Source organism: Tateyamaria sp. Alg231-49, from assembly GCF_900143535.1.
Classification (GTDB): Bacteria; Pseudomonadota; Alphaproteobacteria; order Rhodobacterales; family Rhodobacteraceae; genus Tateyamaria.
On sequence record NZ_FRFA01000001.1, the window covers coordinates 396,084 to 418,373 of the forward strand.

Here is a 22,290-nt window from a genome sequence, read left to right on the forward strand (position 1 = left end):
GAAAGTCAAAATGGCCAACGCCGCTCAGCTTGAACACACCAACTTTACCGTGACCGACCCCGATGCGACCGCCAAATGGATGTGCGACCTGTTTGGTTGGCACGTCCGCTGGACTGGAGGATCGCGCGAAGTGGGCTATTCGGTCCATGTGGGCACCGAAAACCACTACCTTGCACTCTATGTGCCCAAGGAAGGCGGGTTGAACGCGCGCGAAGACAACTACACCACAACCGGCGGCCTTAACCACATTGCAGTCGTCGTGGATGACATTGACACCATGCGTGCCCGGGTGGCCGAAACCGGCTTTGAGCCCGGCGAACACTATGACTACGAACCGGGGCAGCGGTTCTACTTTCACGATCATGACGGCATCGAATACGAGGTGGTGCAATACGACTGACCGGCTGCGCCCATGTTTTAGGGCGTTCAAGATGAGTACTTGGCACACGGGCACGGCAGCGATCAAATCCGCTTGCATTCCCCTGCTTCATTGGGTCAGGTATTGGGTATGAACTTATATCGGCGGCTCCACACCGGGGCCGCCGCACCTTATCTGGACGACGCCCATGGAAAAGATCCCAATGACCCGCGCAGGGGCACAGGCTCTGGAAACCGAGCTGAAACACCTCAAGTCCGTCGAACGGCCCGCCATCATCAAGGCGATCGCCGAGGCGCGCGAACATGGGGATCTGTCCGAAAACGCCGAATATCATTCCGCAAAGGAAAAGCAGTCCTTTATCGAGGGGCGGGTCAAGGAACTCGAAGGGGTAATCTCTCTGGCCGACGTCATCGATCCTGCCAAAATGTCCGGTGCGATCAAGTTTGGCGCGACAGTGACACTCGTGGATGAGGACACGGATGAGGAAAAAACCTATCAGATCGTTGGCGAATATGAGGCCAACATCGAAAAGGGCCTTTTGAACATCAAATCGCCGATTGCCCGTGCCCTTATCGGCAAAGAAGAGGGCGACAGTGTCGAAGTACGCACACCGGGCGGTGAAAAGTCCTATGAAGTACTGAAAATCAGCTATAGCTGAGGCCATGGCCGACGAAACAACACCCCCCGCATCCCGACCGACTCCGCTCGGGATCTATGACAAGCCGCAACAGGCCACCGTGACTTCGATTGAAGTCGTGGCATTGGTCATGTCCGCACTTTGGTTGCTCGGCGCGGCGGCGTTCTTTCTGCTGACCGATACGGGCGCTGATACGACTGGGTTCGAGGGTTTCCGCTTTCTGATCACGATGCTGGCCGTTTTCATGCCCATCGCAATGATTTGGGTTGCAGCCACAGCGGCAAGATCAAGCCGGGTGATGCGCGAGGAAAGCCAGCGGCTGCAGGCCGCCATCGATGCCATCCGCCAAACCTACATCGCACAAGCGCAGGGTGCCGGGGTCAAGTCCGAGGCGTCTGTGGCGCGCAAACTGGACGAGATCGCTGCGGCAACCCGCAAGACCGAAACGGCGCTGGCTACGTTCCAGTCGCGGAGGGAGGCGGATCCCACGCCACGCTCTGCCGCACCCCCTGTCGATAGCGGCGATCAACCGGCCCTCGCCCTAGGCACCAGTGCCGAAGACATGGCACTGCCTCTGGAGATTGATGATTTCATCCGCGCCCTCAACTTCCCCGAAACAACCGAGGACGAGGAAGGCTTTGCCGCTCTGCGCAAGGCCATGCTGGATCGCACCACGGCCCAACTTGTGCAGGCTGCGCAGGATATTCTGACGCTCCTCAGCCAGGATGGCATCTACATGGACGATCTGCGCCCCGACCGGGCGCGCCCAGAAGTATGGCGTCAGTTTGCCGGTGGCGAACGCGGGAGACCGGTGGCAGCTTTGGGTGGTGTGCGGGACCGTTCTTCGCTGGCTCTGACAGCCGGACGGATGAAGCAGGACCCGATCTTTCGCGATGCAGCCCACCACTTTTTGCGCCGTTTCGATCAAACGATCTCTGCTTTTGTAGAGAATGCAAGCGATGAAGACATCGCCGCCCTCAGCGACACGCGCACCGCGCGGGCCTTTATGCTCTTGGGGCGTGTTGCGGGTACATTCGATTGACGCCACCGCCCATCACGCGCATCCCAGCGCCGGGGACCGGACGCAGTGATGCCGTGGCCTCGGATGGGTATGTCTATGCAGTTGCCACCGACCCGGAATGTGCGGACGGAATCGCGGCCCAGACCCGCAATACCCTGCACGACCTTGACCGTTTACTCGAAGAACTGGGCAGCAACCGAACCCGCCTGTTGCAGGCCACCGTTTACCTTAGCGACATAGCGCTGAAACCGCAGATGGACGCGGTTTGGCGGGATTGGATCGGGGCAGAGGCAAACTGGCCGCAACGCGCCTGTGTCGGTGTCGGGCTGGAAACCGGATACCTGATCGAAGTTGTAGTGATCGCGCAAGGTCTGTGACGGCTACGCCCCAAACCCACTCCACGGAATGAACCGCACCGGATCACCGGGCCGCACATGAAGTGCGTCGTCGGGCAACTCCACAAGGCCCTCGGCCCAGGACAACCCGCTGATCCGCCCAGATCCTTCCGACTGGAACACTTCGACCCGTCCGTCGCGCGTCCGGGCGCGCAGAAACTCCCGTCGCCCCGCCTTTTTGCGTTTTTCGAAGCCGGCCGGAACGTCGAACCCCTGCGGCGCTGACCACCCGGCACCTGCCATCTGCGCCAGCGCAGGAGCGGCAAAGACCAGCGTGCATACCATCGCCGCCACAGGATTGCCCGGCAGACCAAAGACCGGCACGCCCTGCCACATCCCCAAGGCCAACGGGCGTCCGGGTTTGATAGCGATGCGCCACAGCGCCATGTGACCTGATGCATTAAGAAGGGCCGAGACGTGATCTTCGTCCCCCGCCGACGCCCCACCACTGGTCACAATCACATCAACACGGGCCGCTGCATCGTCAAATCGGCCCGAAAGTGCTGTGCGGTCATCGTTGACGTGGCCAAGATCAATGCCCACATGCCCAAGCCGGTCTATCAGGCCCAACAGCATTGGCCGGTTCGCATCATAGATTTGGCCCGGGCCAGCGTCTGAACCGGGGGCAACCAACTCATCCCCCGTGGACAAAACCCCAACGCGCAAAGGCGCGCGCACCGATACCGTTCCCACACCCACAGCGCTCAGCAGCGCCAGATCTGCCGGAGTCAACCGTCGCCCAGCGCTCACCACGCAGGCCCCGGTCTCCACATCCTCACCTGCTGCACGGGTGTTCGCACCCGCCTTGATCGGCCCGTGGAATGAAATGCGACCCCCGGTGCGCTGCACATCCTCTTGCAAGATCACCGTGTCGACGCCCCCCGGAAGCGCCGCACCAGTCAGGATGCGTACCGCAGATCCTGACGGCACTTCAAAATCTGGCGTGCGCCCGGCAGTCATTTGCGCGGCAATCACGGGCATGTCATGCACGCTCTCCGCCTTGCCCCCTGCAAAACCATACCCATCCACGGCCGTATTCGGCAACGGAGGATGGGCGCGCGGGGCTATGACGTGAGCCGCCAAAACCCGGTTCAATGCCGCATTCACCGGCGCGGTCTCGGACCCTACGACCGGCCCCAGACGCTGCCTCAGATCGGCCAACGCCTTATCAACGGGGGTCCAATGCACGCCCGGCGGCAAGGCAAAACAGTCGTTCTTTAGGGGTGGCACGGGGGCACGCTCAAGGCTTGCGCGCAAGGCATCCTCGTGGCCCACCCCGAGGATCCATCCCTCTTCCGTATCCCCTTCGCGCAGCATCACATCCATCTGTTCGCCCGGGACACCGGCCAACGCCTGCGCCGTCACCCGCACCTGCGCGCGATCCTTGATCTCGTCCACGCCCTGACGCGCAGCAATCTCCGCAGCCAAAAGCGAAGGATACACCTCGGCCAGTACAATCGGCGTATCTGGCGCCTCAAACGGGGCAACCGAAAGAGCCGCGCCGTAGCGTTCGCGCAAGCCCTGCAAACGGGCGATCCCGAGCAGTGCCTGAGAGCCAACAGAACCCGTGGTGTAAAGCTTCCAACAGGGCTGCGCAGATGCGATCAGCGTCTCGATCTTTCGACGCTCGGTCATGCCGTGCCCATGCCGGGCGCTCCCTTTGGCAGGCAGAACATCATCTGCAATAGCCGCAGGGCAGCCCCAAAACGGCCCCACACCCGGAAACAACCGGTTCAAGTCGCCCGCCACCTCAAAGCGATTGTTCGCGTTGTCATCCGCATCCTTGATCCACTTTGCCAGATTCCCCCAAAGGGCCAAGGGGTCGCTGGTCCCTGTCACCGCGCGGGCAAAGCCCGCCGGATAGCCAAAGGGAAAATCAAAACCCGCCAACACCCGCTGCCCGGCAAGGATAGCTGCATCGAACTCAGCACAAAGCGTGGCCATCGCATCCGCCCGCGTGCGGTGATAGGTGCACGTGGTCTGGCCCCCTGCCTGAACCGCGATCCAAATCGCATCGGCCGAAGGCACTTTGGGCGAAGGCGCCTTGGAGGCGGACCAATCGACAACAATGACCCGGTCAAAGCCGCTCACAGCCCGACCTCGGTCAGTATGAAATCAGCGACAGAACGCGTGTCATTAAGGTCGAACACCGGACGGTCCAGCTCCAGATGCGTATCGCTTGCAACAGCGCGGATGGTGGGATCGCCCGGCGCGATCAGCGGGTTGCCGGTCTCTGCGCGGTGCGCCTCCACTTTGGGGTGGGCGTCGCGTTTATATCCCTCCACAAGCACCAGATCGACCGGACTGAGACGGGCCAGCAACGCCTCGAGGGGCGGTTCATCTGCTCCGCGCAGTTCCTGCATCAGCGCAATGCGGTTGCGTGAGGCCAGCAGCACTTCACTGGCACCTGCAACGCGGTGGCGATGACTGTCTTTGCCTGGATGATCGACGTCAAAGGTATGATGGGCATGCTTGACCGTGGAAACGGTGATGCCACGACCCGTTATTTCAGTGACCAATCGTTCCATCAGACCAGTCTTGCCTGCGTTCTTCCAACCAACAACGCCATAAATTCTCATAACATTGCCTCGGCGCGCACCAGATCCTCTGGCGTATTAACGTTGAAAAAAGCGGCCTCATCCGGAAACACGGCAAGGCGACCATCGTGCCGGTCGGTCCATTGGACAACTTTGCGCACGCCTGCGTTTAGGGCCGCGCGCAAATCATCGCGCAAGGCCACGGGCCAAAGCCCAAAGGTCGGGTGGCGTGCCTGTCCGCGCTTTGGATCAGGGGTCGCGGCAAGAACCATCGGATGTGCCATGCCCTCTGCCGCCAACTGGAGGCTGGGGACAAGATCGCAGGGAAAGAACGGCGTGTCTGCCGCGGCTGTTACTATGGTTTCGGCACCCTGTGCGGCAGCCCAATCCAACCCCGCAAGCACGCCGGCAAGCGGACCTGCAAATCCGTCTACGCTGTCTGCAATCACCGGGATGTTTAGACCTGCAAACCGGTCCGCATCCCCATTCGCATTCAGCGCAAGCCCATCAACTTGCGGAGACAACCGTTCAATAACATGCGACAGCAGGGTCGCCTTTCCAAGCCGCAAAAGGCCCTTGTCTCCGCCCCCCATACGCGTCGCCTGCCCTCCGGCCAAAATCACCCCCAGCGGCGCATTCATCGCGAAAACCCTGCAAATTGGGCAGGCAAATCGGTGTATTTTGGGCCGTTTTCTTCCAAACAAACCCCGCCTCGCCGCACAGTCACGCTCTAGCTCCCTTGCGCCGTTGCTTTGAAGCCTCTTGTGGCACAGCATCCGGGTCCGCGTCCCGCACAAGCCGTTCTTCTCCACTCAGGCAGACAAAGCGTTGTCCGCGCATCCGCCCAATCAGAGTCAGACCCACCTCGCGCGCGATCTCAACTCCCCAAGCGGTAAAGCCTGAGCGGGACGCCAAAGCAGGGATCCCCATCATTGCCGTCTTAATCACCATCTCGGACGTGAGGCGACCGGTGGTATACAGCACCTTGTCATCCGGTGCCGTTCCAGTTGCCATCATCCAGCCCGCAATTTTGTCGACCGCATTGTGACGACCCACATCCTCCATGTAGACCAGTGGCTGATCCCCCTGACACAGCACCGTGCCGTGAATCGCGCCCGCTTCCAGATACAAGGACGGCGTCCGGTTGATCCGCGTGGCCAGCGCATAAAGGTCCGAGGTGCGCAAAGGTGTGGCAGGCAAGGTCAAACCTTCCAGCCCCTCCATCATATCCCCAAAGACCGTTCCGACCGCGCAGCCGCTGGTGCGGGTCTTTTTCTTCAGCTTTTCTTCGTGGTTGGTCGGCGTTGCCGTGCGAACCACAACCGTTTCCAACTCGTCATCGTAATCGACGCCGGTGACTTCTTCGCCCGCACCCAACATTCCCTGATTTCGCAGGAACCCAAGGGCCAGATAGTCGGGGTAGTCGCCAATGGTCATCGCAGTGACAATCTCCTGACCATTCAGGAAAATCGTGAGTGGGCGCTCTTCGATCACCGCAATTTCGGTGGCAGCCCCGGTGTGATCGTGGCCGACCACGCGACGGGTCAATCGCGCTGCCTGCGGATCAGGCGCAATCAGATAGTCGGTGGTGTCATATTCGCGCGCCAATTGCATCCCCCCTGCCGGACAGCTAAGCCTTGTTTCAGACCAACCTAAGGCCCCTTCATGCCCTTCACCACCACCAAATCCGCCTTTTGGGCGGGCGTGCGCGACGGCGCTCCGTTCATCTTTGTGGCTGGACCCTTTGCGCTGCTGTTCGGGGTGATCGCAACCGAGGCGGGGTTGAGCATATTCGAGGTAATCAGTTTCTCGGTCGTGGTGATCGCTGGGGCGGCCCAGTTCACTGCGTTGCAACTGATGCAGGACGAGGCGCCGACAGTGATCGTGCTACTCTCGGCGCTTGCGGTAAACCTGCGGGTGGCGATGTATTCGGCGGCTCTGACCCCCTATCTGGGACGCGCCCCGCTCTGGCAAAGGGCGTTCGCTGCGTACCTGCTGGTGGATCAAAGTTATGCGCTCAGCCATGCCAAGTTCGAGGCAGACGCATCGATGAGTATACCTCAACGGATGGCTTATTATTTCGGGACTTGCCTCTTGGTGCTGATCGTGTGGTTCGGGTGCAGCTATGCGGGTGCAGCCATTGGCACAGCGCTGCCCGTCGGCCTGCCAATCGATTTTGCCCTGCCGATTGCATTCCTGTCGATGGTGGCTCCGATGATGCGCACCCTGCCCCATCTGATCGCGGCAGGGGTGGCGGTGGTGGTGGCGCTGCTAGCCGTGTCCATACCTTACTCGCTTGGTCTGATCGTGGCGGGCATGGCGGGTATGATCGCGGGCGCGCAGGCTGAGGTTTGGCTGCGCGCCGATCCGATGCTGCCCGTAGATGAGGATCCCCAATGATGGACAAGGATACCCTCTGGATTGTGATCTTTGGCCTTGGCATCGGCAGCTTTCTGCTCCGCTTTGCCTTCCTTGGGTTTGTCGGGGACAGGCCGCTGCCGGCGTGGCTGGTGCGGCACCTGCGTTATACGGCTGTGGCGATCCTTCCGGCCCTTGTGGCCCCGCTGGTGGTCTATTCTGGCGAGGGTGGCACCACTGATCCGACCCGTTTGGGCGCGGCGGTGGTCACGCTGGGTGTGGGCATCTGGACCCGCAATGTTTTTGCCGCCATTGGGGCGGGTGCAGCGACATTGTTTTTGCTGGTCTACATCCTGGGATGACCCGGACTGTCCCACGCTGGGACACCTTTCCACCATAACAAATTCAATGGGTTACAGAGGCCAATTAACCTGTTCTTCAGGTTTACACCAATTATCGCGTGGCATGGAAGCGCTTGGAAGATGTCTGTTTTGACTGTCTCGGCATCATCACAACCGCCGATTTGACACCAACGCGCGATGGGTGAAACGCCTCGTTCCGGGGGCTTTAGAGATCAAGGATATCCGCGCGCAGGCCCGTCGCGCAGAGGCCCGCCAAATCGCCAATCCCGGATGAGGAGCGCACTGGAGATTGATCGTGCCTTTGGCTTGATCCCGATCTGCTCTCTTTGCGGCGGCAGCTGGGCCTTTGCCAGACCGCTTTAGCTTACAAAGCGCGCGAGCTGATCCCTGACCGGAACAGATGCACCAAGGCGATCTGCCAACAAGAACATGCCGCCAAACTTGCGCTGTAGATACAGACTGTCCATTGGCAAGGGCGGCGGAACATAGCCCGCTTGGGCGAGGGCTGCGCCTTCGCGTGTCAGCTGCTTGGACAGGGATCGGTCAGAAAAATCAAATGGCCCGTCGCTGCGAAGAGCTGCGAACACGGCTTCGATCATGGACAGGATACGCGCATCAAACGGGCCGTCGCCGTCAATGAATTGCATCCGGATGGCCGCCGTGCGCAGCCCTGCGGTGTCCGCCGCGAGACCCGCGCGCATCAGGTCGCGGTAGCTCTGGGTCAGGGCCGGATCCAGATACCGGGTGGCCCCAAAATCGAGAAGGATGATTTTGCCTGTGTCCGGGTTGTAACGGTAGTTGGCAAAGTTGGGATCGCTTTGTGTGACGCCGAATTCAAAGAGTTCACGCAGGGTCAGGTCGATCAGCACGCTGGCAATGCGGTTGCGCTCAATTTGGGGCTTTTGGATGGCTGCCTCAATCGGACTGCCCTGCACATATGACATGGTCAGGATGTCACCTGTGCTCCAATCCGGTTGGAGGGCTGGCACTTGGAAATCATCATCGCCTGCCAGAAGTCTGGCAAAGTGCGTTAAGTGTGCACCCTCGCGGACATAATCCGTCTCTTCATGCAATTGGGTGCGTGCCTCTTCGATATAGGGCGCGAAGTCGAACCCTTTTGGCAGTAAGCCAGACATTCGGATCAGGCCTGCGACGTTGGCCACGTCACTGTCGATGCTGCGCGCAATTCCGGGGTACTGCACCTTGATCGCCAGATCCCGCCCATCGCGCAAAAGGGCCCGGTGCACCTGTCCGATGCTGGCCGCCGCAATCGGGTGAACATCAAAACGCTTGAACGCGCGCAGCCAGTCGCCCCCCCAGTTCTTGCTCAGCACCTGTTTGAGTTGGCGCGGCGGCATAAAGTGCGCCTGATCGCGCAGGCGCGCCATGATATCGGCGAGTTCAGGCGGCAGCACGTCGCCCGCGTCCATCGAAATAAGCTGGCCCACTTTCATCGCCGCCCCGCGCATTCGGGCCAGTTGATCGGCCATCCGGCGCATATTGGCCGGGGTCATCAACAGGCTGCGCATATCAGGACGGGTTCCGCGACCGACTTCGCTCAGAGCTTGGATCGCCATATTTCCAGCGATCCCTGCTGTCATGGTCCCCAGCCGTGTAAAGCGGTTCAGGCGTCCGGATGGCACCGGCAGGGGGCGAGAGGTTTGCGCGCGCTCGTTCATCACCGCCAACCTGTGCCGAGAGCGCAAAAAGGCAAGCGGTCGCGGCCCACCTGAGCAAAGGCAGGCGTCGCCGGGATATGTCGCGGACGCCCCAATGGGCGCGTGGGCAGGACGGGTGGCACTGTGCGTCGGTCATCCCCCCCCTCGCGACGGATTGACGCGATGCAAATCCAGCGAGGCCCGCCTGTCGTACCTTTTGCAAAGGAGTAATGATGATGTCCGCAACAGACGAAAAAACAATGCTGATCGTTGAAGATGACGATGCCCTGCGTGCCCGCATGGCAGTGGCTATGGAAAAGCGCGGTTTCGAGGTGCACACAGCGTCGAGCGTCGCAGGTGGGCTTCGCGCTATATCCGAGAACGCCCTCGGTTTCGCGATCGTCGATCTGCGTTTGCAGGATGGCAATGGCCTTGATGTTGTTAAAGCGTTGGAGAGCGCCGACCCGACAGCGCGCGCCATGATACTGACGGGATATGGCGATATCCCAACAGCCGTGGCCGCCGCCCGCATTGGGGCCGTTGATTACCTGTCAAAACCAGCAACGGCGGATGAAATCGTCGATGTCCTGCTGACCCCGCCCGATCAAACGCCCCCGGCACCCGAAAACCCTGTGACACCTGAAAATGCCCGGCTGCAACACATCGAAGCGGTGTTTCAGGAGGCCGGTCACAACGTGTCTTTGGCCGCGCGCCTGCTCAACATGCATCGCCGCACCTTGCAACGCATTCTCAAACGTAACGGGGTGATGGCAGATGCGGCGCGCTAAAACAGATATGATTGTCTTGCAGGCCATGCGCCCCGGTGGGCGGCGCGACACGCTGTTGCGCGCATTGTTTTTAAGGATTGGAAGGGTGTCTGCCGTGTTTGGACGCGCCAGCTGAATGCCAGTGGCTAACTACAGCCATATTGCCAAGTGGCCCCCAGACTAAAGGAACGCAGGTTCGCCACACGCGACGTCGACCGGTTCCATGCCTAACAACGCAAGGTGCCTTCCGTTCTTCCATCGCTGGGCTCTGACGCGCGCAAAGAGGTGGCCCTAGGAGTGGCGCGCAAACTTTCGGCGCACGCCCATCAGGGTTGTCCGGTTGAGGTACCATAGAAAGGTCCCGATCGCGTTATTCCGCGCGTCTGTTTGGGGCATATCACCTCGAGACATTCGGGTCATCTGCCATGCGAAATACTCGACTCTCGAGACCGCGTTGATGAGTTTTATGAACCAGTTCGTCGCATTCACCCCGAACCGTCCCTGCCCGACGACCAGCCCGTCTTCTTTGATCCCAATCGTGTCTAGCGATCCGTCAATCAACCCTGCCACCGCATCGGGTTGAACACACAAAGGGCGCGCCAGACCGATCATGTCGATTCCATCCTCAGCGATTGCATGGGCCATCGCAGCACTGCTGCGAAAGCCCCCGGTGACCATCAGCGGGACGCGCACTGCGCGGCGCACTTCGCGGGCATATTCCAGAAAATATGCCTCTCGTTTGATGGTGCTGTCGCGCTGTTGTTCTTCGGTTCCGTTGACGAAACTCATCTGTTCATAGGTGCCGCCAGACAGTTCAATCAGATCGATCCCGTCCTCTTCGAGCCACCGGGCAACTTGGCAACTGTCCTCGAGCGTAAATCCACCCTTTTGGAAGTCGGCTGAATTGAGCTTGACCGCGACGGGAAAGTCCGCGCCCACAGCGGCCCGCGTTGCCGCGTAGACCGCCCGCAGGAACCGTGCGCGGTTTTCAAGTGCCCCGCCCCATTCATCGCTGCGTTGATTGATAATTGGCGACAGGAACTGACTGATGAGATAGCCGTGTGCGCTGTGGATTTGCACGCCATCAAAGCCTGCCTTTTTGGCCAAGCCGGCCGTGGTGGCATAGCGCTGAATGGCATCTTTGATATCTTCTGTCGTCATCGCCTTGGGTTTTCCGAACAGGCCAAGAATGCGCAGCTTTTCGGCAGATGGAGACAACGGCCGCATATTCACAACGATCGGGCATTGCCGCCCCGGATGGCTGATTTGCATCCAGATTTGACTGCCGCCCGTCTTGGCGGCCTGCGCCCAGTCTGTCAGCGCAGGCAGGACGCTTTCGTCCTGGACCACCACATTGCCGGGCCGTTCGAGGTAACGTCGGTCCACCATCACGTTGCCCGTCACGTTCACGGCCATGCCGCCATGTGACCAGCGTTCATAGAGCGTTTGATGTGCTGTGTTGGGTGCGTCATCCGCGTTCGCGAGCGCTTCGGTCATCGCGCTTTTGCAGAACCGATTTTTCAGGCGCACGCCGCAGGGCAGATCGAGCGGGTCGGCGTAGCTTGGTTTTGTCATTGCGTTAAACACCACTCAGACCGGGGAAAGGAATTGACGAAAATAGGGTCTGGGGGAGCGTGCCTTATGAGGGCGCTGGTCGCAAACACAATTGCGAGGCGAGACATGTCGCCAAAGTGACTTTTGCGGCACGCCGATCAGATGGCCCGCCGCCTTGATACTGTGTTTGAGCGTGAGCGCGCGTGGGGTCCACCCCCCTTAGTCTGGCAGAACGATGCCTTCGATACCGTCGACGATACCGCCCTCGTCGTCTTCGAAGTACTTTTCTTCGACCACATCGGGACGCGCGGCGATTTGTTCCATCAGCCGGGCTGGGAACATGACCTGCTCGATATCACCAAATCCGGGGACCTGCCGCAACAGACCCGTGGTCGCGCTGGTACAGAATGCGCGTGGCACTGCTCCGTTGGACATCGCCAGTCGCAGTGCAACTGCTGACTGTTCGGGTGTCACTTCCAATGTCTGGCTCACCACGTGGAAAGTGCTGCGGGCGTGGGCGCTTTTGTAGCCCTGAAGCACTGCGGGCGTGACGCCATAGAGCACGTCGTCCTGCTCGGGCACCCGGTCGTTCACAAAGGACCCTGCGGGGTCGAATATCACCCGCTGCGCCCCGTTGATCAACAATGCCGTATGCGCGCCCTTGCCGGTGCGATTGCTGACAACCGTTATGACGGTAATCGTATCAGGTCCGGACGCGCGGTAGGCTGACCTCTTCACCCGGTCGTCGGATGCGTATGGAATTTCGGGCGGTTGCGCACAGGCCGCGCACAACAGAAGCATCGCAAAGGCGGCAAACATACGCATCACAATCACTCCCACCCTGTCTGGATCACTCAGGTGATGAATATGGCCATGCCTACGATGATCACAAGGATCACGATCACGCTCCACGTGACCCACTGCATGAACCCATCAAAGGTCTTTTCGTTTTCTTTGATGTCCATCTCGCCGTGCTTGTGCTCTGCCATGTTTGATCCCTTTCACTTGCCTAGTTTCGCGCTTTAGCGCATCGCGCGGGCGCTGTCACTTGCGAGTTTGCCGCATCACGTCTCTTCGAGGTCCTGCGCGAGGCGAAAGCCGATTCGATTGGGCTCGGCCTGTTCTACCGCCTTGGGCAGTGCACGCAGCATCACATTCGTTTGTGTGACATGCTGAATCAGCTGGGTTTTGGCCCCCGTGGGGTCACTGCCATAGAATGTCACGATATCAGGGTCAAAATATCCCATCCCCTCGATCCGCAGCACGCCTGCGTCCCCACCGGTAAACCCCATGGCCACCTCGTGTTCGTTGTCGAGCGATTCTTCGAAGTTCTTGAGGTACATCACGATGCGTTCGTAAGCCCATTGAGCCGGACTTTTCTTGTCGGTTGGTGTCTTTGACACCGCGTCCGGAACGGGTTTGGTGGCGATATTGGGTGCCTTGGGGTCGCTGTGCACCTCGTGGCAGCGCGGCAAGGCCGCTGATTCTGCCGCCTCGGCGCTGGTTTTGATCTTGTCGTCCATGGCCTTACCCCTTGCGCTGATAGACCCACGCCCCGTCGTCGCGCCGCGTCCGCATGGCTTTTCCATCTTGGTAAAGGTGGCTCAGATGCGCAACGGCTTCAACCAGTGCCAGACCATATTCAGCCTCGCCGATGCTGCGTTTGAACAGCGGGGCAAAGCATTCGGTCGCAGATTTGGGGGTATCAATAAAGTCCAGGAGCCGCGCCAGCGCCCCGTGGTGGTTGTCGATCAACTGCCGCATGCGCGTGGGCAGGCCGGTAAAGGGCAGCTTGTGCCCGCCGAGCACCAGTTGGTCGTCGCGCGCCAGTTCCTTTAAACGCTCGCAGGCCTCCAGCCACTCGCCAATCGGGTCTGCCATGGGTTCCGTCGCGTAGACCCCGATGTTGGGGCTGATCGAGGGCAGGATCTGATCCCCGGAGATCACGAGATTGTCGTCCCTGCTCCAAAACGTCGCATGTTCGGGTGAATGCCCGTTGCCGATGTGGATGTCCCATTTGCGCCCACCCATTTCAATCGTGTCGCCTTGTTGGATGCGGGTGAACCCCAGCGGCATCGCTTCGACCACATCGCCAAAGTTGAAAGGCCGTTCAGCAGTGCGTTTTTCAAAGGTGTCGGCGTCCATCCCCGCGCTGCGCCAGAAGGCGAGCGTTTCGGGGGTCGGAGTGGCTTGCACGTCCAGACTTAGCATCCTGGAAAACAGCCATGCGGTGCGGGTGGTGATCAGCTCTGCGTCAAATTCGGCCTGAAACCAGCCCGCAAGGCCCACGTGGTCGGGATGGTGATGGGTGACAATCACGCGGGCGACCGGCTTGCCCGCCATTGGCCCGTTCATCAGCATGGACCAGATTCGTTTGGTCGTGTTGGACGAAAACCCGGTGTCGATCACCGTCCAGCTGTCACCATCATCCAACGCATAGACGTTCACATGATCCAGTTTCATCGGCAAAGGCAGACGCATCCAAAGTACGCCGGGCGCGACCTCGATCGCGTCGTCCCCCTTGGGCGGTGTCGTCCATGGGTATCTCAGGCCTGTGGCCACTCCGTCTGCCACTGCGTCAGGCCGCGAACTCTTCGGGTGTCATGCCGAAAAGGTCCTGATCGCCTGCCTGCGTCTGCGCCAGCAGCGAACCATGTTCGGGCAACAGACGTTGGATGTAGAAGGCGGCCACTTTGCCGCGTGCCCCGTCTGCGTCTGCCACTGCGGACATCAGATGCACATGCCCCCCCAGCACACGGGCAAAAGCCCGCAGATACGGCACGGCCCCGGCAAAGCGGGTCCGGTGATCCTGTTTGACCAACCACTCAGTTGTTTCACGCAAGGATTCGCTGGCTTGCCAGACAGGCTCGGCAAGGTCGGGCAAGGTATCGCGCGCCGCCTCGGCGGCGGCTTCGATCTCGTCCAGGATAAGGTTGGCCGCGTCGCCCCCGTCCATCATCTTGCGCGCCACAAGGTCCATGGCCTGAATGCCGTTGGTGCCCTCGTAGATCGTGGTTACACGCACGTCGCGGGCGTATTGGGCCGCCCCGGTTTCTTCGACAAAGCCCATGCCGCCATGGACCTGAATGCCCATATTGGCGACCTCGTTGCCGATGTCCGTGCCAAATGCCTTGGCAATGGGTGTCAGCAGGGCTGCGCGGGATTTCCAGCGCGGATCACCCGTGGCTGTTGTCATATCGATTGCCACAGCACACATCAGGCCAATGCCGCGCGCCGCATAAGTCTCGGCGCGCATGGTCATCAGCATCCGGCGCACATCAGCGTGGTCAATGATTGTGCCAGTGTCGCCATCGGTCTTGCCTTGCTTGCGGTCGAGCGCATAGGCCAGCGCGTGCTGATACGCGCCTTCGGCCACGCCCACACCTTGTCCGCCAACCCCAAGCCGCGCGTTGTTCATCATGGTGAACATGGCGGCCATGCCGCCCCCTTCGGCGCCGACCATCCACCCGGTGGCCCCGTCATATTGCATCACGCAGGTCGGCGAGCCGTGCAGGCCCATCTTGTGTTCAAGGCTGACAACCTTGAGCGCATTGGCCACGCCCGCATTTCCGTTCTCATCGGGGATGTTGCGTGGCACGAGGAACAGGCTGATCCCTTTGGTCCCGGCGGGTGCGCCGGGCAGGCGGGCCAGCACCAGATGGCAAACATTGTCCGTAAAGTCGTTGTCACCCCAAGAGATGTAGATCTTTTGACCTGTGACGCTAAACGTGCCGTCGCCGTTGTCTTCGGCTTTGCTGGTCAGCGCGCCCACATCCGATCCCGCTTGGGGTTCGGTCAGGTTCATGGTGCCGGACCACTCGCCCGAGATCAGTTTGGGCAGGTACAATTCCTTGATCGCATCGCTGGCGTGATGCTCCAACGCCTCGATCTGTCCCTGTGACATGAGAGGTGCAAGTTGCAGCGACAGGCACGCCGCACTCATCATCTCGTTCACCGCAGAGGTCACTGTCATCGGCAGCCCCATGCCGCCATATTCGGGGTCTGCCGCCATCCCGACCCAGCCCCCTTCTGCAATGGCTTTGTATCCGTCGGCATAGCCCGGAGACGTCCGCACAACCCCGTTTTCCAGATGGGCCGGGTGCAAATCGCCGGGGCGTTGCAGGGGCGCCATCACCTCTTCGCACAGCTTTCCTGCTTCGGTCAGGATTGCGGATGTGACGTCAGGCGTGGCCTCGGCGAACCGATCCGTCGCAATGACCTGATCCAGCCCGACGATGTGGTCGAACAGAAAGGAATAGTCATCAACAGGGGCGCGATAGGGCATTTGGGTGGGCTCCAATGGTCGTAATGGCTTGGCAAGCGCGGGGCGCGTGCGTACATGGGCGTCTTTGGCTTTATAGTTGCGGCAGGCGCGCGTGGGCGCAACTTGAACGCGGCGTCACGGATGACATGGAAACACAACGGCTTGCATCAGACCCGCCCGGCATTGCCCGGGCTGCCGAAATATTAAGCGCTGGCGGGCTGGTCGCCTTTGCCACGGAGACCGTCTATGGCCTTGGCGCGGATGCGCGCGATGGCGGGGCGGTCGCGCGGGTTTATGCCGCCAAGGGGCGGCCAAGCTTTAACCCGCTGATCGTCCATGTGGCAGACCTTGAGATGGCGCAGCGCTACGGCGTATTTAATCAACAATCGCTGGCCCTGGCGCGGCAATTCTGGCCCGGTCCGCTGAGCATTGTCGTCCCACTTGCGCCACATCACGGGTTGTCATCGCTGGTCACAGCCGGGTTGGACACCGTCGCACTGCGCGTTCCTGCCCACTCCGGCGCACGCGCCCTTTTGGCGCAATTTGACGGCCCCATAGCCGCGCCATCAGCCAATCCGTCCGGCCGGATCAGCCCCACAACGCCCGAGCATGTGATGGCAGGCCTGCAGGGCAAGATTGATGCCGTCCTTGACGGCGGCACCTGCACCGTTGGCCTTGAGTCGACGATTATTGGAGGCGCGCCGCTGGCTCTGCTGCGTCAAGGAGGCGTTCCCGAAGAAGAGATCGTTGAGATCACCGGCCCGTTGGCCCAAGCGGGAACAGACATCACCGCCCCGGGGCAACTCGCTTCGCACTACGCCCCGCGCGCCACCCTCAGGCTCAACGCCAAAGGCGCGCAGAAAGGCGAAATCATGCTTGGCTTTGGGCCCGGCCCCTGCGATCTCAACCTCTCCCCCGCGGGCGACCTCACACAGGCTGCTGCGAACCTCTTCGCCCATCTCCACGCGTTGGACGCAATCAACAAACCCATTGCAGTCGCCCCAATTCCCGACACAGGACTGGGCGCGGCCATAAACGACCGCCTTGAACGGGCCGCAGCGCCGCGCTGATCCACGTCGGTTCAATCTGACCAAAAAGCCATTGGAGGTGGCCGCGCGGCCCGGGGAAAACCCCTTCATAAAATGGCGTGGCGCAGCCTCTGTCGGATCACTTGATCCTCAGGCGCGCCCGGCAATTCCCGACAAGCCCAAAGGATCAATGCCGAGCGTGCCCAAGGCTGCCGCCCATTTGGCATCGTCATCGGGGTCAAAGACCAGAGATGCATCGCCCTCGACCGTCAGCCAACCGTTGCGGGCAATCTCGCCCTCAAGCTGACCAGCCCCCCACCCGGCATATCCGAGCATGACCAACGCCGCCTGGGGGCCCTTGCCCGCAGCCATGTCTTCAAGCACATCCAGCGTCGCGGTCATGCCAAAGTCGTCCCCAAATTCGAGCGTTTGCAGGCGCGATCGGTAATCGGTGCTGTGCAGCACAAAACCGCGCGTGGTCTCAACCGGCCCCCCGATATGAACCGACAGATCGCTCAGGGCCGGATCAGCCTCTATCTCCAATTGCGCCATGAGCGCACCCAGATCAACATCCCGCGCGGGTTTGTTGATCATCAACCCCATCGCCCCGTCCTGCGAATGGGCGCAGATCAACACGACTGAACGGTCAAAGCGCGGATCACCCATACCAGGCATCGCCACCAGCAATTTGCCTGTCAGATCGAGGGCGATAGGGTCGCTCATCTTGGTCTCCTGCCGGTGTCAGCGGGTCTTGCCTGTCCAACATGCCGCCCCGACGGGCGCATCACAAGAGGCGCCCTAATGACCGGCAAAGGTGCGCGCACTGGATCGTGACTTGGATTTTACCGCACCCATAGGCATGTAGGGGTCATGAAAATGCCCCTTGCCCTGCCCGCCGCTCTTGCCACCATTGCCGCCGCGTTCACCGCTTTGCCCGCGCAGGCGCAAAACGCCTATGCCAACCCCGTGACGTCAGAGGTCTTGCAAGGCTGGGACCTGCCCGACGGCCGACGTGTGGCCGCCCTGCGCCTCACGCTTGCGCCGGGATGGAAAACCTATTGGCGCAGCCCCGGCGATGCTGGCATCCCCCCCAGTTTTGACTGGAGCCTTGCGCGCAATCTTAAAAGCGTCGCCATCACATGGCCCACGCCGTCGGTTTATGTGGACAATGGAATGCGCTCGATTGGCTATTCGGGACAGCTGGTTATCCCGTTGCATGTCACCTCGGCCCGCGCCGGCAAACCTGTGCGCCTGCGTGGTACCATGGCACTGGGCGTATGCGCGGATGTATGCATCCCGCACGAGATCGACTTTGACACGATGCTTGATGCACCCGACACCTCTCCGACACCTGCGATTGTGGCGGCACTCGCGGATGTGCCCTACAGCGCGTCCGAGGCCAAGGTGGCCAGCGCCACCTGCCGCCTGCGCCCGCTGGACGACGGTATGGAGATCGAAGCCCATGTGACCCTGCCCAACACCGGCGGCAATGAAGTGGCCGTGATCGAAACCGGCACGCCCGATCTATGGATCAGCGAAGCGCGCACCACCCGCAAGGGCAACACGCTGATCGCTGTAAGCGAAATGATGCACGCGAACGGTGGCGCCTTTGGGATCGACCGCTCTGACGTTCGGATCACGATACTGGGTGGCAACTACGCCGTTGATGTCAAAGGCTGCACCGCCGGTTAGTCCACGGACAATTGACGTGGCTCAGGCCGAACGCCTGCGCGCGATCTGAAACCCGAGCGCACCCAACACATAGGCCAAAGCCCCCAGACCCAGCACTCCCCCACTGAACAACATCAGCGCAGCAGGCATCGCGTTACGATCTGCCAACGCGGGCAAAGCGTCCAACACCAGTTGTGGCAATTGACCGAACACAATTGTATGACCCAGCGTGCCCGCAAACCATGCCAGCACCAGCGCCCACAGCACTGTAAAGCTCCACCGCACTGAGGCCGTCGGTGATACCAGCCCACGCCGCATCGCTTTGATCTGGCGCGCCACGTCATGCTGTATCGCCACAAGTGCCGGAACGACGAGCAGCACCAAAATCATCCCGAACCCAAGCCCGTAGACCAGTGTGACGATGGTGGGTTTGAGAAACTGCGCCTGCTGGGAGGTTTCATAGAGCAGTGGCGTCATCCCAAGCACTGTTGTGAGCGTTGTCAGCATCACAGGGCGCAGCCGGTCCGAAGCTCCGTCAATGATGGACGGAAACAGCCCCCGTTCTTCGGCATATTCGTCAATTGTGGTCACCAGCACGATGGAATCATTGATGATAATCCCCGTCATGCCCAGCAAACCAACCACTGTGAACATACTCAGCGGTATATCCCACAGCGCATGCCCATAGATGGTCCCCACAAGGCCAAACGGGATGATCGCCATCACCACAACGGGCCGGGTCCAACTGGAAAAGACCCACGCCAGCACAAGGTAGATGCCCAGTAACACCAGTATGAGGCCAGTCATGGAATCGCGCAGGAATTCATCCTCTTGCTCGCTGAGCCCCGCCTGTCGGTACTCGACCTGCCGCTCTGCGGCGATGGTGGGCAGAATATCATCCGCCATCGCCTGATTGATCTCGGTTGCGCGGGCCGGGTTATCTTCGGAAATGTCACCGGTGACCGAGATCAAGCGAATTCCGTTTTCGCGCCGCACTGTGGAAAATCCTGTCCGGCTGGCCACGCTGACGATGTCGGCCAAGGGAACATACAGCCCGTCAGGCGTGCGCATCTGGGTGCGATCCAGAAAATCAGCCGTCAATTCGCCTTTGGGCAATTCCACACGGATTTCGGCACTGCGGGGTCCGTCTGGATAGGTCGCTGCCTCGATCCCGTTCAGCCGATCCCGCAGGGCGCGCCCCAATGTGTCGATGGTAAAGCCCAGCGCCTGCCCTTGCGGGGTGAGATCAAGGATCAACTCTTCCTTGTCGTAGGCCAGATTGTCCTCGACCGCGCTGACTTCGGGGTATTGCAGCAGCGCGCGTTTTAGGTCTTCGGACGCGGCCTTGAGCGTGTCTGTGTCCGCCCCGAAAAACTCTACGTCCAGCGCGTCGCCGCCGGGCCCCGAGCGCCAGCCGCGAAAGCTGACCGTTTCCACAAGCGGATGGTGGATCACCGCATCCTGCAACTGTGCCACGAAAGCGAAAGAGGAATAGGGACGCAGATCGGCATCGATCAGTTCGATTGAAATACCGCCCAGCAGGTCACTGTCCTTGGTGTCTGTGCCCGCCAGGCCCCGGCCCGCGTTGCCGCCGATCTCAGCGATCACATAGTCGATGGGATTGCGCCCATGTGTCTCTTCCAACTCGGCGCCCAGCGCTTCGGTGGCGCGCTGCATTTCGCGCATCATGGTCAGCGTGTCTTCGCGACTGGCCCCTTCGACCATAGCAAAGTTGCCGGTGACCGACCCGCGTTCCGGTGCGTTGAAAAAGCGCCACTGCACATCACCTTGGATGAACAGGGCGACTTGGCTGGCAAGGATCACGCAGACCCCGGCCACCACCGCGTAGCGGCATGCGATGACCCCGGCCATAAATGGGCGGAACAGCCGTTCGCGCATCCATTCGAACCCGGCGTTGACGATCACAGACGGGGTATCAAGGCCGCGCAGGCCCATGGCCGCGACCCATTTCGTTTTCCGCGCACGAGGCATGACCAGAAACGCCGCCCCTGCAATGCCGGGACCTGCGGCAAGGTAGGGCAGTGCCGCCCGCCAGTTGGTCATGACCTCGGGCCACAGAACGAAACTGATTGCCCCGGAAACAACTGCCGCGAGGGCCGCGATAGCGGCCAGTGCGACCCCCAAACGGGAGCGCGAGAACGTCGTTTTGTTTGACCCCTCTAGCGCGTGGGCCATGTGGTGCGGCAGGATCAGGAAACACTCGATCAACGAGGCGATCAAAACCGCGATCACCGTGAACGGGATGTCGCGGATCAGATCACCAAATCGCCCACCCACAGCAATCAGGCCGAAAAAGGCGATCACAGTGGTCAATGTGGCAGCAAAAACAGGCATGGCCATCCGTCGCGCCGCGTTCTCAGAGGCAACCTTGGGCGCTTCACCATAGGCGCGGTGCCGGTGATCGGCGTGTTCGCCCACCACGATGGCATCATCGACCACGATGCCCAGCGTGATGATCAGACCAAAGAGCGAGACCATGTTGATGGTAAGACCGCCCGCATACATCAGGGCAATCGCCGCCATCAGGGCCACCGGAATGCCCAGCGCCACCCAGAATGCGGTGCGCGCATTGAGGAACAAGAACAGCAGCGCGACCACCAAGCCCAATCCGACAATTGCGTTGTCGAGCAGGATGTTCAAGCGGGCCGAAATCGCCTCGGCCCGGGTGCGGATCAACTCGACTGTGACAGAGGGCGGCAAGGTGGCCTGCAACTCTGCGGCCACGTCCTGCACCTGTGCCTGCATTTCAATTGCGTCGCCCCGGTTCGAGCGGTCCACGCGGATGGACACAGCCGGGTTCTCGCCCACGAAATAGCTGCGTTCGCGGTTGGCCCCCAATTGATCCACCCGCGCCACATCACGAATGCGCAGCTTGGACCCATCAGGGTTGGACCGCAGGACAATGCCGCCAATCGCGTCTGGTGTTCGTTTCTGTGTGCCGGTGCGCACGCGCGCATTGGCGCCGGTCACATCACCTGCGGGATCGGTGTCGACCTCGGCCGCAATGGCCGCGGAAATCTCGGCCATCGTCACGTCATTGGCGATCAGTTGCAGCGACGGCACCTCGATCAGGATCTGGGGGGCGGCGATGCCACGAATGGAGGTCCGTGTGACCCCAACCGCAAACAGGCGCACGACCAGTTCATCTGCAAACAGCCCCAGTTGCGGTGTTTCCACAGGGCCAGTGATAACCACATCTGTCACCCTGTCGCGCCATGCGCCACGGCGCACATTGGGGTCATCCGCATCATCGGGCAGCGTGTTGACCTGATCGACCGCCGTCTGCACATCATCCGCCGCGCGGCCCATGTCCCAGCCGGGCTCAAATTCCAGCGTGATGGCGCCGGACCCTTCGCGCGATGTGGAGGACGAGGATTCGACCCCCTCAACCGCCAGCAGTCCGGGTTCAAGCACCTGAATGATGGCCGCATCAACGTCTTCGGCCCCTGCCCCATCCCAAGACACATTGACCGTCACGTTGTCGACAATCACATCTGGAAAGAACTGTGCACGCATGTTCGGCATCGCAGCAAAGCCCGCCGCCAGCATCATCAGCAAAAGCAGGTTTGCAATGGTGCGGTGCCGTACAAAATAGCTGAGGATACCGCCGGCCGCTTTGGGGATCGCACGCACCACCG

22 protein-coding genes are annotated in these 22,290 nt (G+C 60.8%); 9 read left to right on the top strand and 13 right to left on the bottom strand.

The features are described 5' to 3' along the window. Positions 1-10 precede the first annotated feature (10 nt). The 4 genes from DHN60_RS01905 to DHN60_RS01920 all read left to right on the top strand — a co-directional run bounded on the left by DHN60_RS01905 (position 11) and on the right by DHN60_RS01920 (position 2,414). Positions 11-400: a VOC family protein gene (locus DHN60_RS01905; protein WP_108835558.1), complete on the top strand. Its 390-nt coding sequence runs from the start codon at positions 11-13 to the stop codon at positions 398-400. A gap of 166 nt (positions 401-566) precedes the next feature. Further along, entirely contained in the window at positions 567-1,037 is a 471-nt protein-coding gene (gene greA / locus DHN60_RS01910) for a transcription elongation factor GreA (RefSeq protein ID WP_108835559.1), read from the top strand. Positions 1,038-1,041: 4 nt separating this feature from the next. Then, entirely contained in the window at positions 1,042-2,058 is a 1,017-nt protein-coding gene (locus DHN60_RS01915) for a hypothetical protein (RefSeq protein ID WP_108835560.1), read from the top strand. Then, the gene (locus DHN60_RS01920) at positions 2,055-2,414 is read left to right on the top strand and encodes a RidA family protein (protein WP_159089082.1); all 360 of its coding nucleotides are present in this window, start codon (positions 2,055-2,057) and stop codon (positions 2,412-2,414) included. Before DHN60_RS01915 ends, DHN60_RS01920 begins: the two co-directional genes overlap by 4 nt. 3 nt (positions 2,415-2,417) lie before the next feature. Here DHN60_RS01920 and glp read toward each other — a convergent pair whose 3' ends face one another. The 4 genes from glp to DHN60_RS01940 all read right to left on the bottom strand — a co-directional run bounded on the left by glp (position 2,418) and on the right by DHN60_RS01940 (position 6,583). Then, positions 2,418-4,523, bottom strand: coding sequence for a gephyrin-like molybdotransferase Glp (glp, locus tag DHN60_RS01925; protein ID WP_108835562.1), 2,106 nt, complete (start codon positions 4,521-4,523; stop codon positions 2,418-2,420). Further along, on the bottom strand, positions 4,520-5,011 hold the full coding sequence (mobB, locus tag DHN60_RS01930; RefSeq protein WP_108835563.1) for a molybdopterin-guanine dinucleotide biosynthesis protein B: 492 nt from the start codon (positions 5,009-5,011) through the stop codon (positions 4,520-4,522). Before mobB ends, glp begins: the two co-directional genes overlap by 4 nt. Then, complete coding sequence (mobA, locus tag DHN60_RS01935) at positions 5,008-5,610, bottom strand: molybdenum cofactor guanylyltransferase MobA (protein ID WP_108835564.1); 603 nt, start codon at positions 5,608-5,610, stop codon at positions 5,008-5,010. The genes mobB and mobA overlap by 4 nt, the downstream gene beginning before the upstream one ends. 82 nt (positions 5,611-5,692) lie before the next feature. After that, on the bottom strand, positions 5,693-6,583 hold the full coding sequence (locus DHN60_RS01940; RefSeq protein ID WP_108835565.1) for a formate dehydrogenase accessory sulfurtransferase FdhD: 891 nt from the start codon (positions 6,581-6,583) through the stop codon (positions 5,693-5,695). Positions 6,584-6,634: 51 nt separating this feature from the next. On the opposite strand from DHN60_RS01940, the gene DHN60_RS01945 reads away from it, so the two are divergent. Both DHN60_RS01945 and DHN60_RS01950 read left to right on the top strand, forming a co-directional pair. After that, positions 6,635-7,369 (top strand): AzlC family ABC transporter permease, encoded by a 735-nt coding sequence (locus DHN60_RS01945; RefSeq protein ID WP_108835566.1) that lies wholly within the window; start codon positions 6,635-6,637, stop codon positions 7,367-7,369. After that, a complete protein-coding gene (locus tag DHN60_RS01950; protein WP_108835567.1) occupies positions 7,366-7,689 on the top strand; it encodes an AzlD domain-containing protein in 324 nt (107 codons plus the stop codon). The genes DHN60_RS01945 and DHN60_RS01950 overlap by 4 nt, the downstream gene beginning before the upstream one ends. 359 nt (positions 7,690-8,048) lie before the next feature. On the opposite strand, the gene DHN60_RS01955 is transcribed toward DHN60_RS01950, so the two are convergent. Further along, on the bottom strand, positions 8,049-9,368 hold the full coding sequence (locus tag DHN60_RS01955; protein WP_108835568.1) for an AarF/ABC1/UbiB kinase family protein: 1,320 nt from the start codon (positions 9,366-9,368) through the stop codon (positions 8,049-8,051). A gap of 209 nt (positions 9,369-9,577) precedes the next feature. Here DHN60_RS01955 and DHN60_RS01960 point away from each other — a divergent pair, with 209 nt between their 5' ends. Next, entirely contained in the window at positions 9,578-10,135 is a 558-nt protein-coding gene (locus DHN60_RS01960) for a response regulator transcription factor (RefSeq protein ID WP_108835569.1), read from the top strand. Between the two features lie 270 nt (positions 10,136-10,405). Here DHN60_RS01960 and DHN60_RS01965 read toward each other — a convergent pair whose 3' ends face one another. The 6 genes from DHN60_RS01965 to DHN60_RS01990 all read right to left on the bottom strand — a co-directional run bounded on the left by DHN60_RS01965 (position 10,406) and on the right by DHN60_RS01990 (position 15,953). Further along, positions 10,406-11,689 (bottom strand): NADH:flavin oxidoreductase/NADH oxidase family protein, encoded by a 1,284-nt coding sequence (locus DHN60_RS01965; protein WP_108835570.1) that lies wholly within the window; start codon positions 11,687-11,689, stop codon positions 10,406-10,408. Positions 11,690-11,887: 198 nt separating this feature from the next. Beyond that, positions 11,888-12,493, bottom strand: a complete 606-nt coding sequence (locus DHN60_RS01970) for a hypothetical protein (RefSeq protein WP_108835571.1) — start codon at positions 12,491-12,493, stop codon at positions 11,888-11,890. A gap of 29 nt (positions 12,494-12,522) precedes the next feature. Further along, entirely contained in the window at positions 12,523-12,657 is a 135-nt protein-coding gene (locus DHN60_RS01975; protein WP_108835572.1) for an aa3-type cytochrome c oxidase subunit IV, read from the bottom strand. Between the two features lie 75 nt (positions 12,658-12,732). Then, positions 12,733-13,191, bottom strand: coding sequence for a DUF6173 family protein (locus DHN60_RS01980; RefSeq protein ID WP_108835573.1), 459 nt, complete (start codon positions 13,189-13,191; stop codon positions 12,733-12,735). A 4-nt stretch (positions 13,192-13,195) separates the two neighbouring features. Continuing rightward, entirely contained in the window at positions 13,196-14,230 is a 1,035-nt protein-coding gene (locus DHN60_RS01985) for an MBL fold metallo-hydrolase (protein ID WP_234423507.1), read from the bottom strand. Positions 14,231-14,246: 16 nt separating this feature from the next. After that, positions 14,247-15,953: an acyl-CoA dehydrogenase gene (locus tag DHN60_RS01990; protein ID WP_108835574.1), complete on the bottom strand. Its 1,707-nt coding sequence runs from the start codon at positions 15,951-15,953 to the stop codon at positions 14,247-14,249. Between the two features lie 125 nt (positions 15,954-16,078). On the opposite strand from DHN60_RS01990, the gene DHN60_RS01995 reads away from it, so the two are divergent. Continuing rightward, complete coding sequence (locus DHN60_RS01995) at positions 16,079-17,002, top strand: L-threonylcarbamoyladenylate synthase (protein WP_108835902.1); 924 nt, start codon at positions 16,079-16,081, stop codon at positions 17,000-17,002. A 108-nt stretch (positions 17,003-17,110) separates the two neighbouring features. Here DHN60_RS01995 and DHN60_RS02000 read toward each other — a convergent pair whose 3' ends face one another. Then, positions 17,111-17,683: a YqgE/AlgH family protein gene (locus DHN60_RS02000; protein WP_108835575.1), complete on the bottom strand. Its 573-nt coding sequence runs from the start codon at positions 17,681-17,683 to the stop codon at positions 17,111-17,113. Positions 17,684-17,830: 147 nt separating this feature from the next. On the opposite strand from DHN60_RS02000, the gene DHN60_RS02005 reads away from it, so the two are divergent. Continuing rightward, complete coding sequence (locus tag DHN60_RS02005) at positions 17,831-18,652, top strand: protein-disulfide reductase DsbD domain-containing protein (protein WP_306415964.1); 822 nt, start codon at positions 17,831-17,833, stop codon at positions 18,650-18,652. A 21-nt stretch (positions 18,653-18,673) separates the two neighbouring features. On the opposite strand, the gene DHN60_RS02010 is transcribed toward DHN60_RS02005, so the two are convergent. After that, entirely contained in the window at positions 18,674-22,288 is a 3,615-nt protein-coding gene (locus tag DHN60_RS02010; RefSeq protein WP_108835576.1) for an efflux RND transporter permease subunit, read from the bottom strand. Between the last annotated feature and the right edge of the window lie 2 nt (positions 22,289-22,290).

What these genes read in the sequence shown, in the direction of transcription:
- DHN60_RS01940 (WP_108835565.1), bottom strand. Translation starts at nt 6,583, where the DNA reads ATGCAATTGGCGCGCGAATATGACACCACCGACTATCTGATTGCGCCT.
- DHN60_RS01970 (WP_108835571.1), bottom strand. Translation starts at nt 12,493, where the DNA reads ATGCGTATGTTTGCCGCCTTTGCGATGCTTCTGTTGTGCGCGGCCTGT.
- mobB (WP_108835563.1), bottom strand. Translation starts at nt 5,011, where the DNA reads ATGAGAATTTATGGCGTTGTTGGTTGGAAGAACGCAGGCAAGACTGGT.
- DHN60_RS02005 (WP_306415964.1), top strand. Translation starts at nt 17,831, where the DNA reads ATGAAAATGCCCCTTGCCCTGCCCGCCGCTCTTGCCACCATTGCCGCC.
- DHN60_RS02000 (WP_108835575.1), bottom strand. Translation starts at nt 17,683, where the DNA reads ATGAGCGACCCTATCGCCCTCGATCTGACAGGCAAATTGCTGGTGGCG.
- DHN60_RS01955 (WP_108835568.1), bottom strand. Translation starts at nt 9,368, where the DNA reads ATGAACGAGCGCGCGCAAACCTCTCGCCCCCTGCCGGTGCCATCCGGA.
- DHN60_RS01905 (WP_108835558.1), top strand. Translation starts at nt 11, where the DNA reads ATGGCCAACGCCGCTCAGCTTGAACACACCAACTTTACCGTGACCGAC.
- DHN60_RS01995 (WP_108835902.1), top strand. Translation starts at nt 16,079, where the DNA reads ATGGAAACACAACGGCTTGCATCAGACCCGCCCGGCATTGCCCGGGCT.
- DHN60_RS01990 (WP_108835574.1), bottom strand. Translation starts at nt 15,953, where the DNA reads ATGCCCTATCGCGCCCCTGTTGATGACTATTCCTTTCTGTTCGACCAC.
- DHN60_RS01950 (WP_108835567.1), top strand. Translation starts at nt 7,366, where the DNA reads ATGATGGACAAGGATACCCTCTGGATTGTGATCTTTGGCCTTGGCATC.
- DHN60_RS01980 (WP_108835573.1), bottom strand. Translation starts at nt 13,191, where the DNA reads ATGGACGACAAGATCAAAACCAGCGCCGAGGCGGCAGAATCAGCGGCC.
- mobA (WP_108835564.1), bottom strand. Translation starts at nt 5,610, where the DNA reads ATGAATGCGCCGCTGGGGGTGATTTTGGCCGGAGGGCAGGCGACGCGT.
- DHN60_RS01975 (WP_108835572.1), bottom strand. Translation starts at nt 12,657, where the DNA reads ATGGCAGAGCACAAGCACGGCGAGATGGACATCAAAGAAAACGAAAAG.
- DHN60_RS01965 (WP_108835570.1), bottom strand. Translation starts at nt 11,689, where the DNA reads ATGACAAAACCAAGCTACGCCGACCCGCTCGATCTGCCCTGCGGCGTG.
- DHN60_RS01915 (WP_108835560.1), top strand. Translation starts at nt 1,042, where the DNA reads ATGGCCGACGAAACAACACCCCCCGCATCCCGACCGACTCCGCTCGGG.
- DHN60_RS01945 (WP_108835566.1), top strand. Translation starts at nt 6,635, where the DNA reads ATGCCCTTCACCACCACCAAATCCGCCTTTTGGGCGGGCGTGCGCGAC.
- DHN60_RS01960 (WP_108835569.1), top strand. Translation starts at nt 9,578, where the DNA reads ATGATGATGTCCGCAACAGACGAAAAAACAATGCTGATCGTTGAAGAT.
- greA (WP_108835559.1), top strand. Translation starts at nt 567, where the DNA reads ATGGAAAAGATCCCAATGACCCGCGCAGGGGCACAGGCTCTGGAAACC.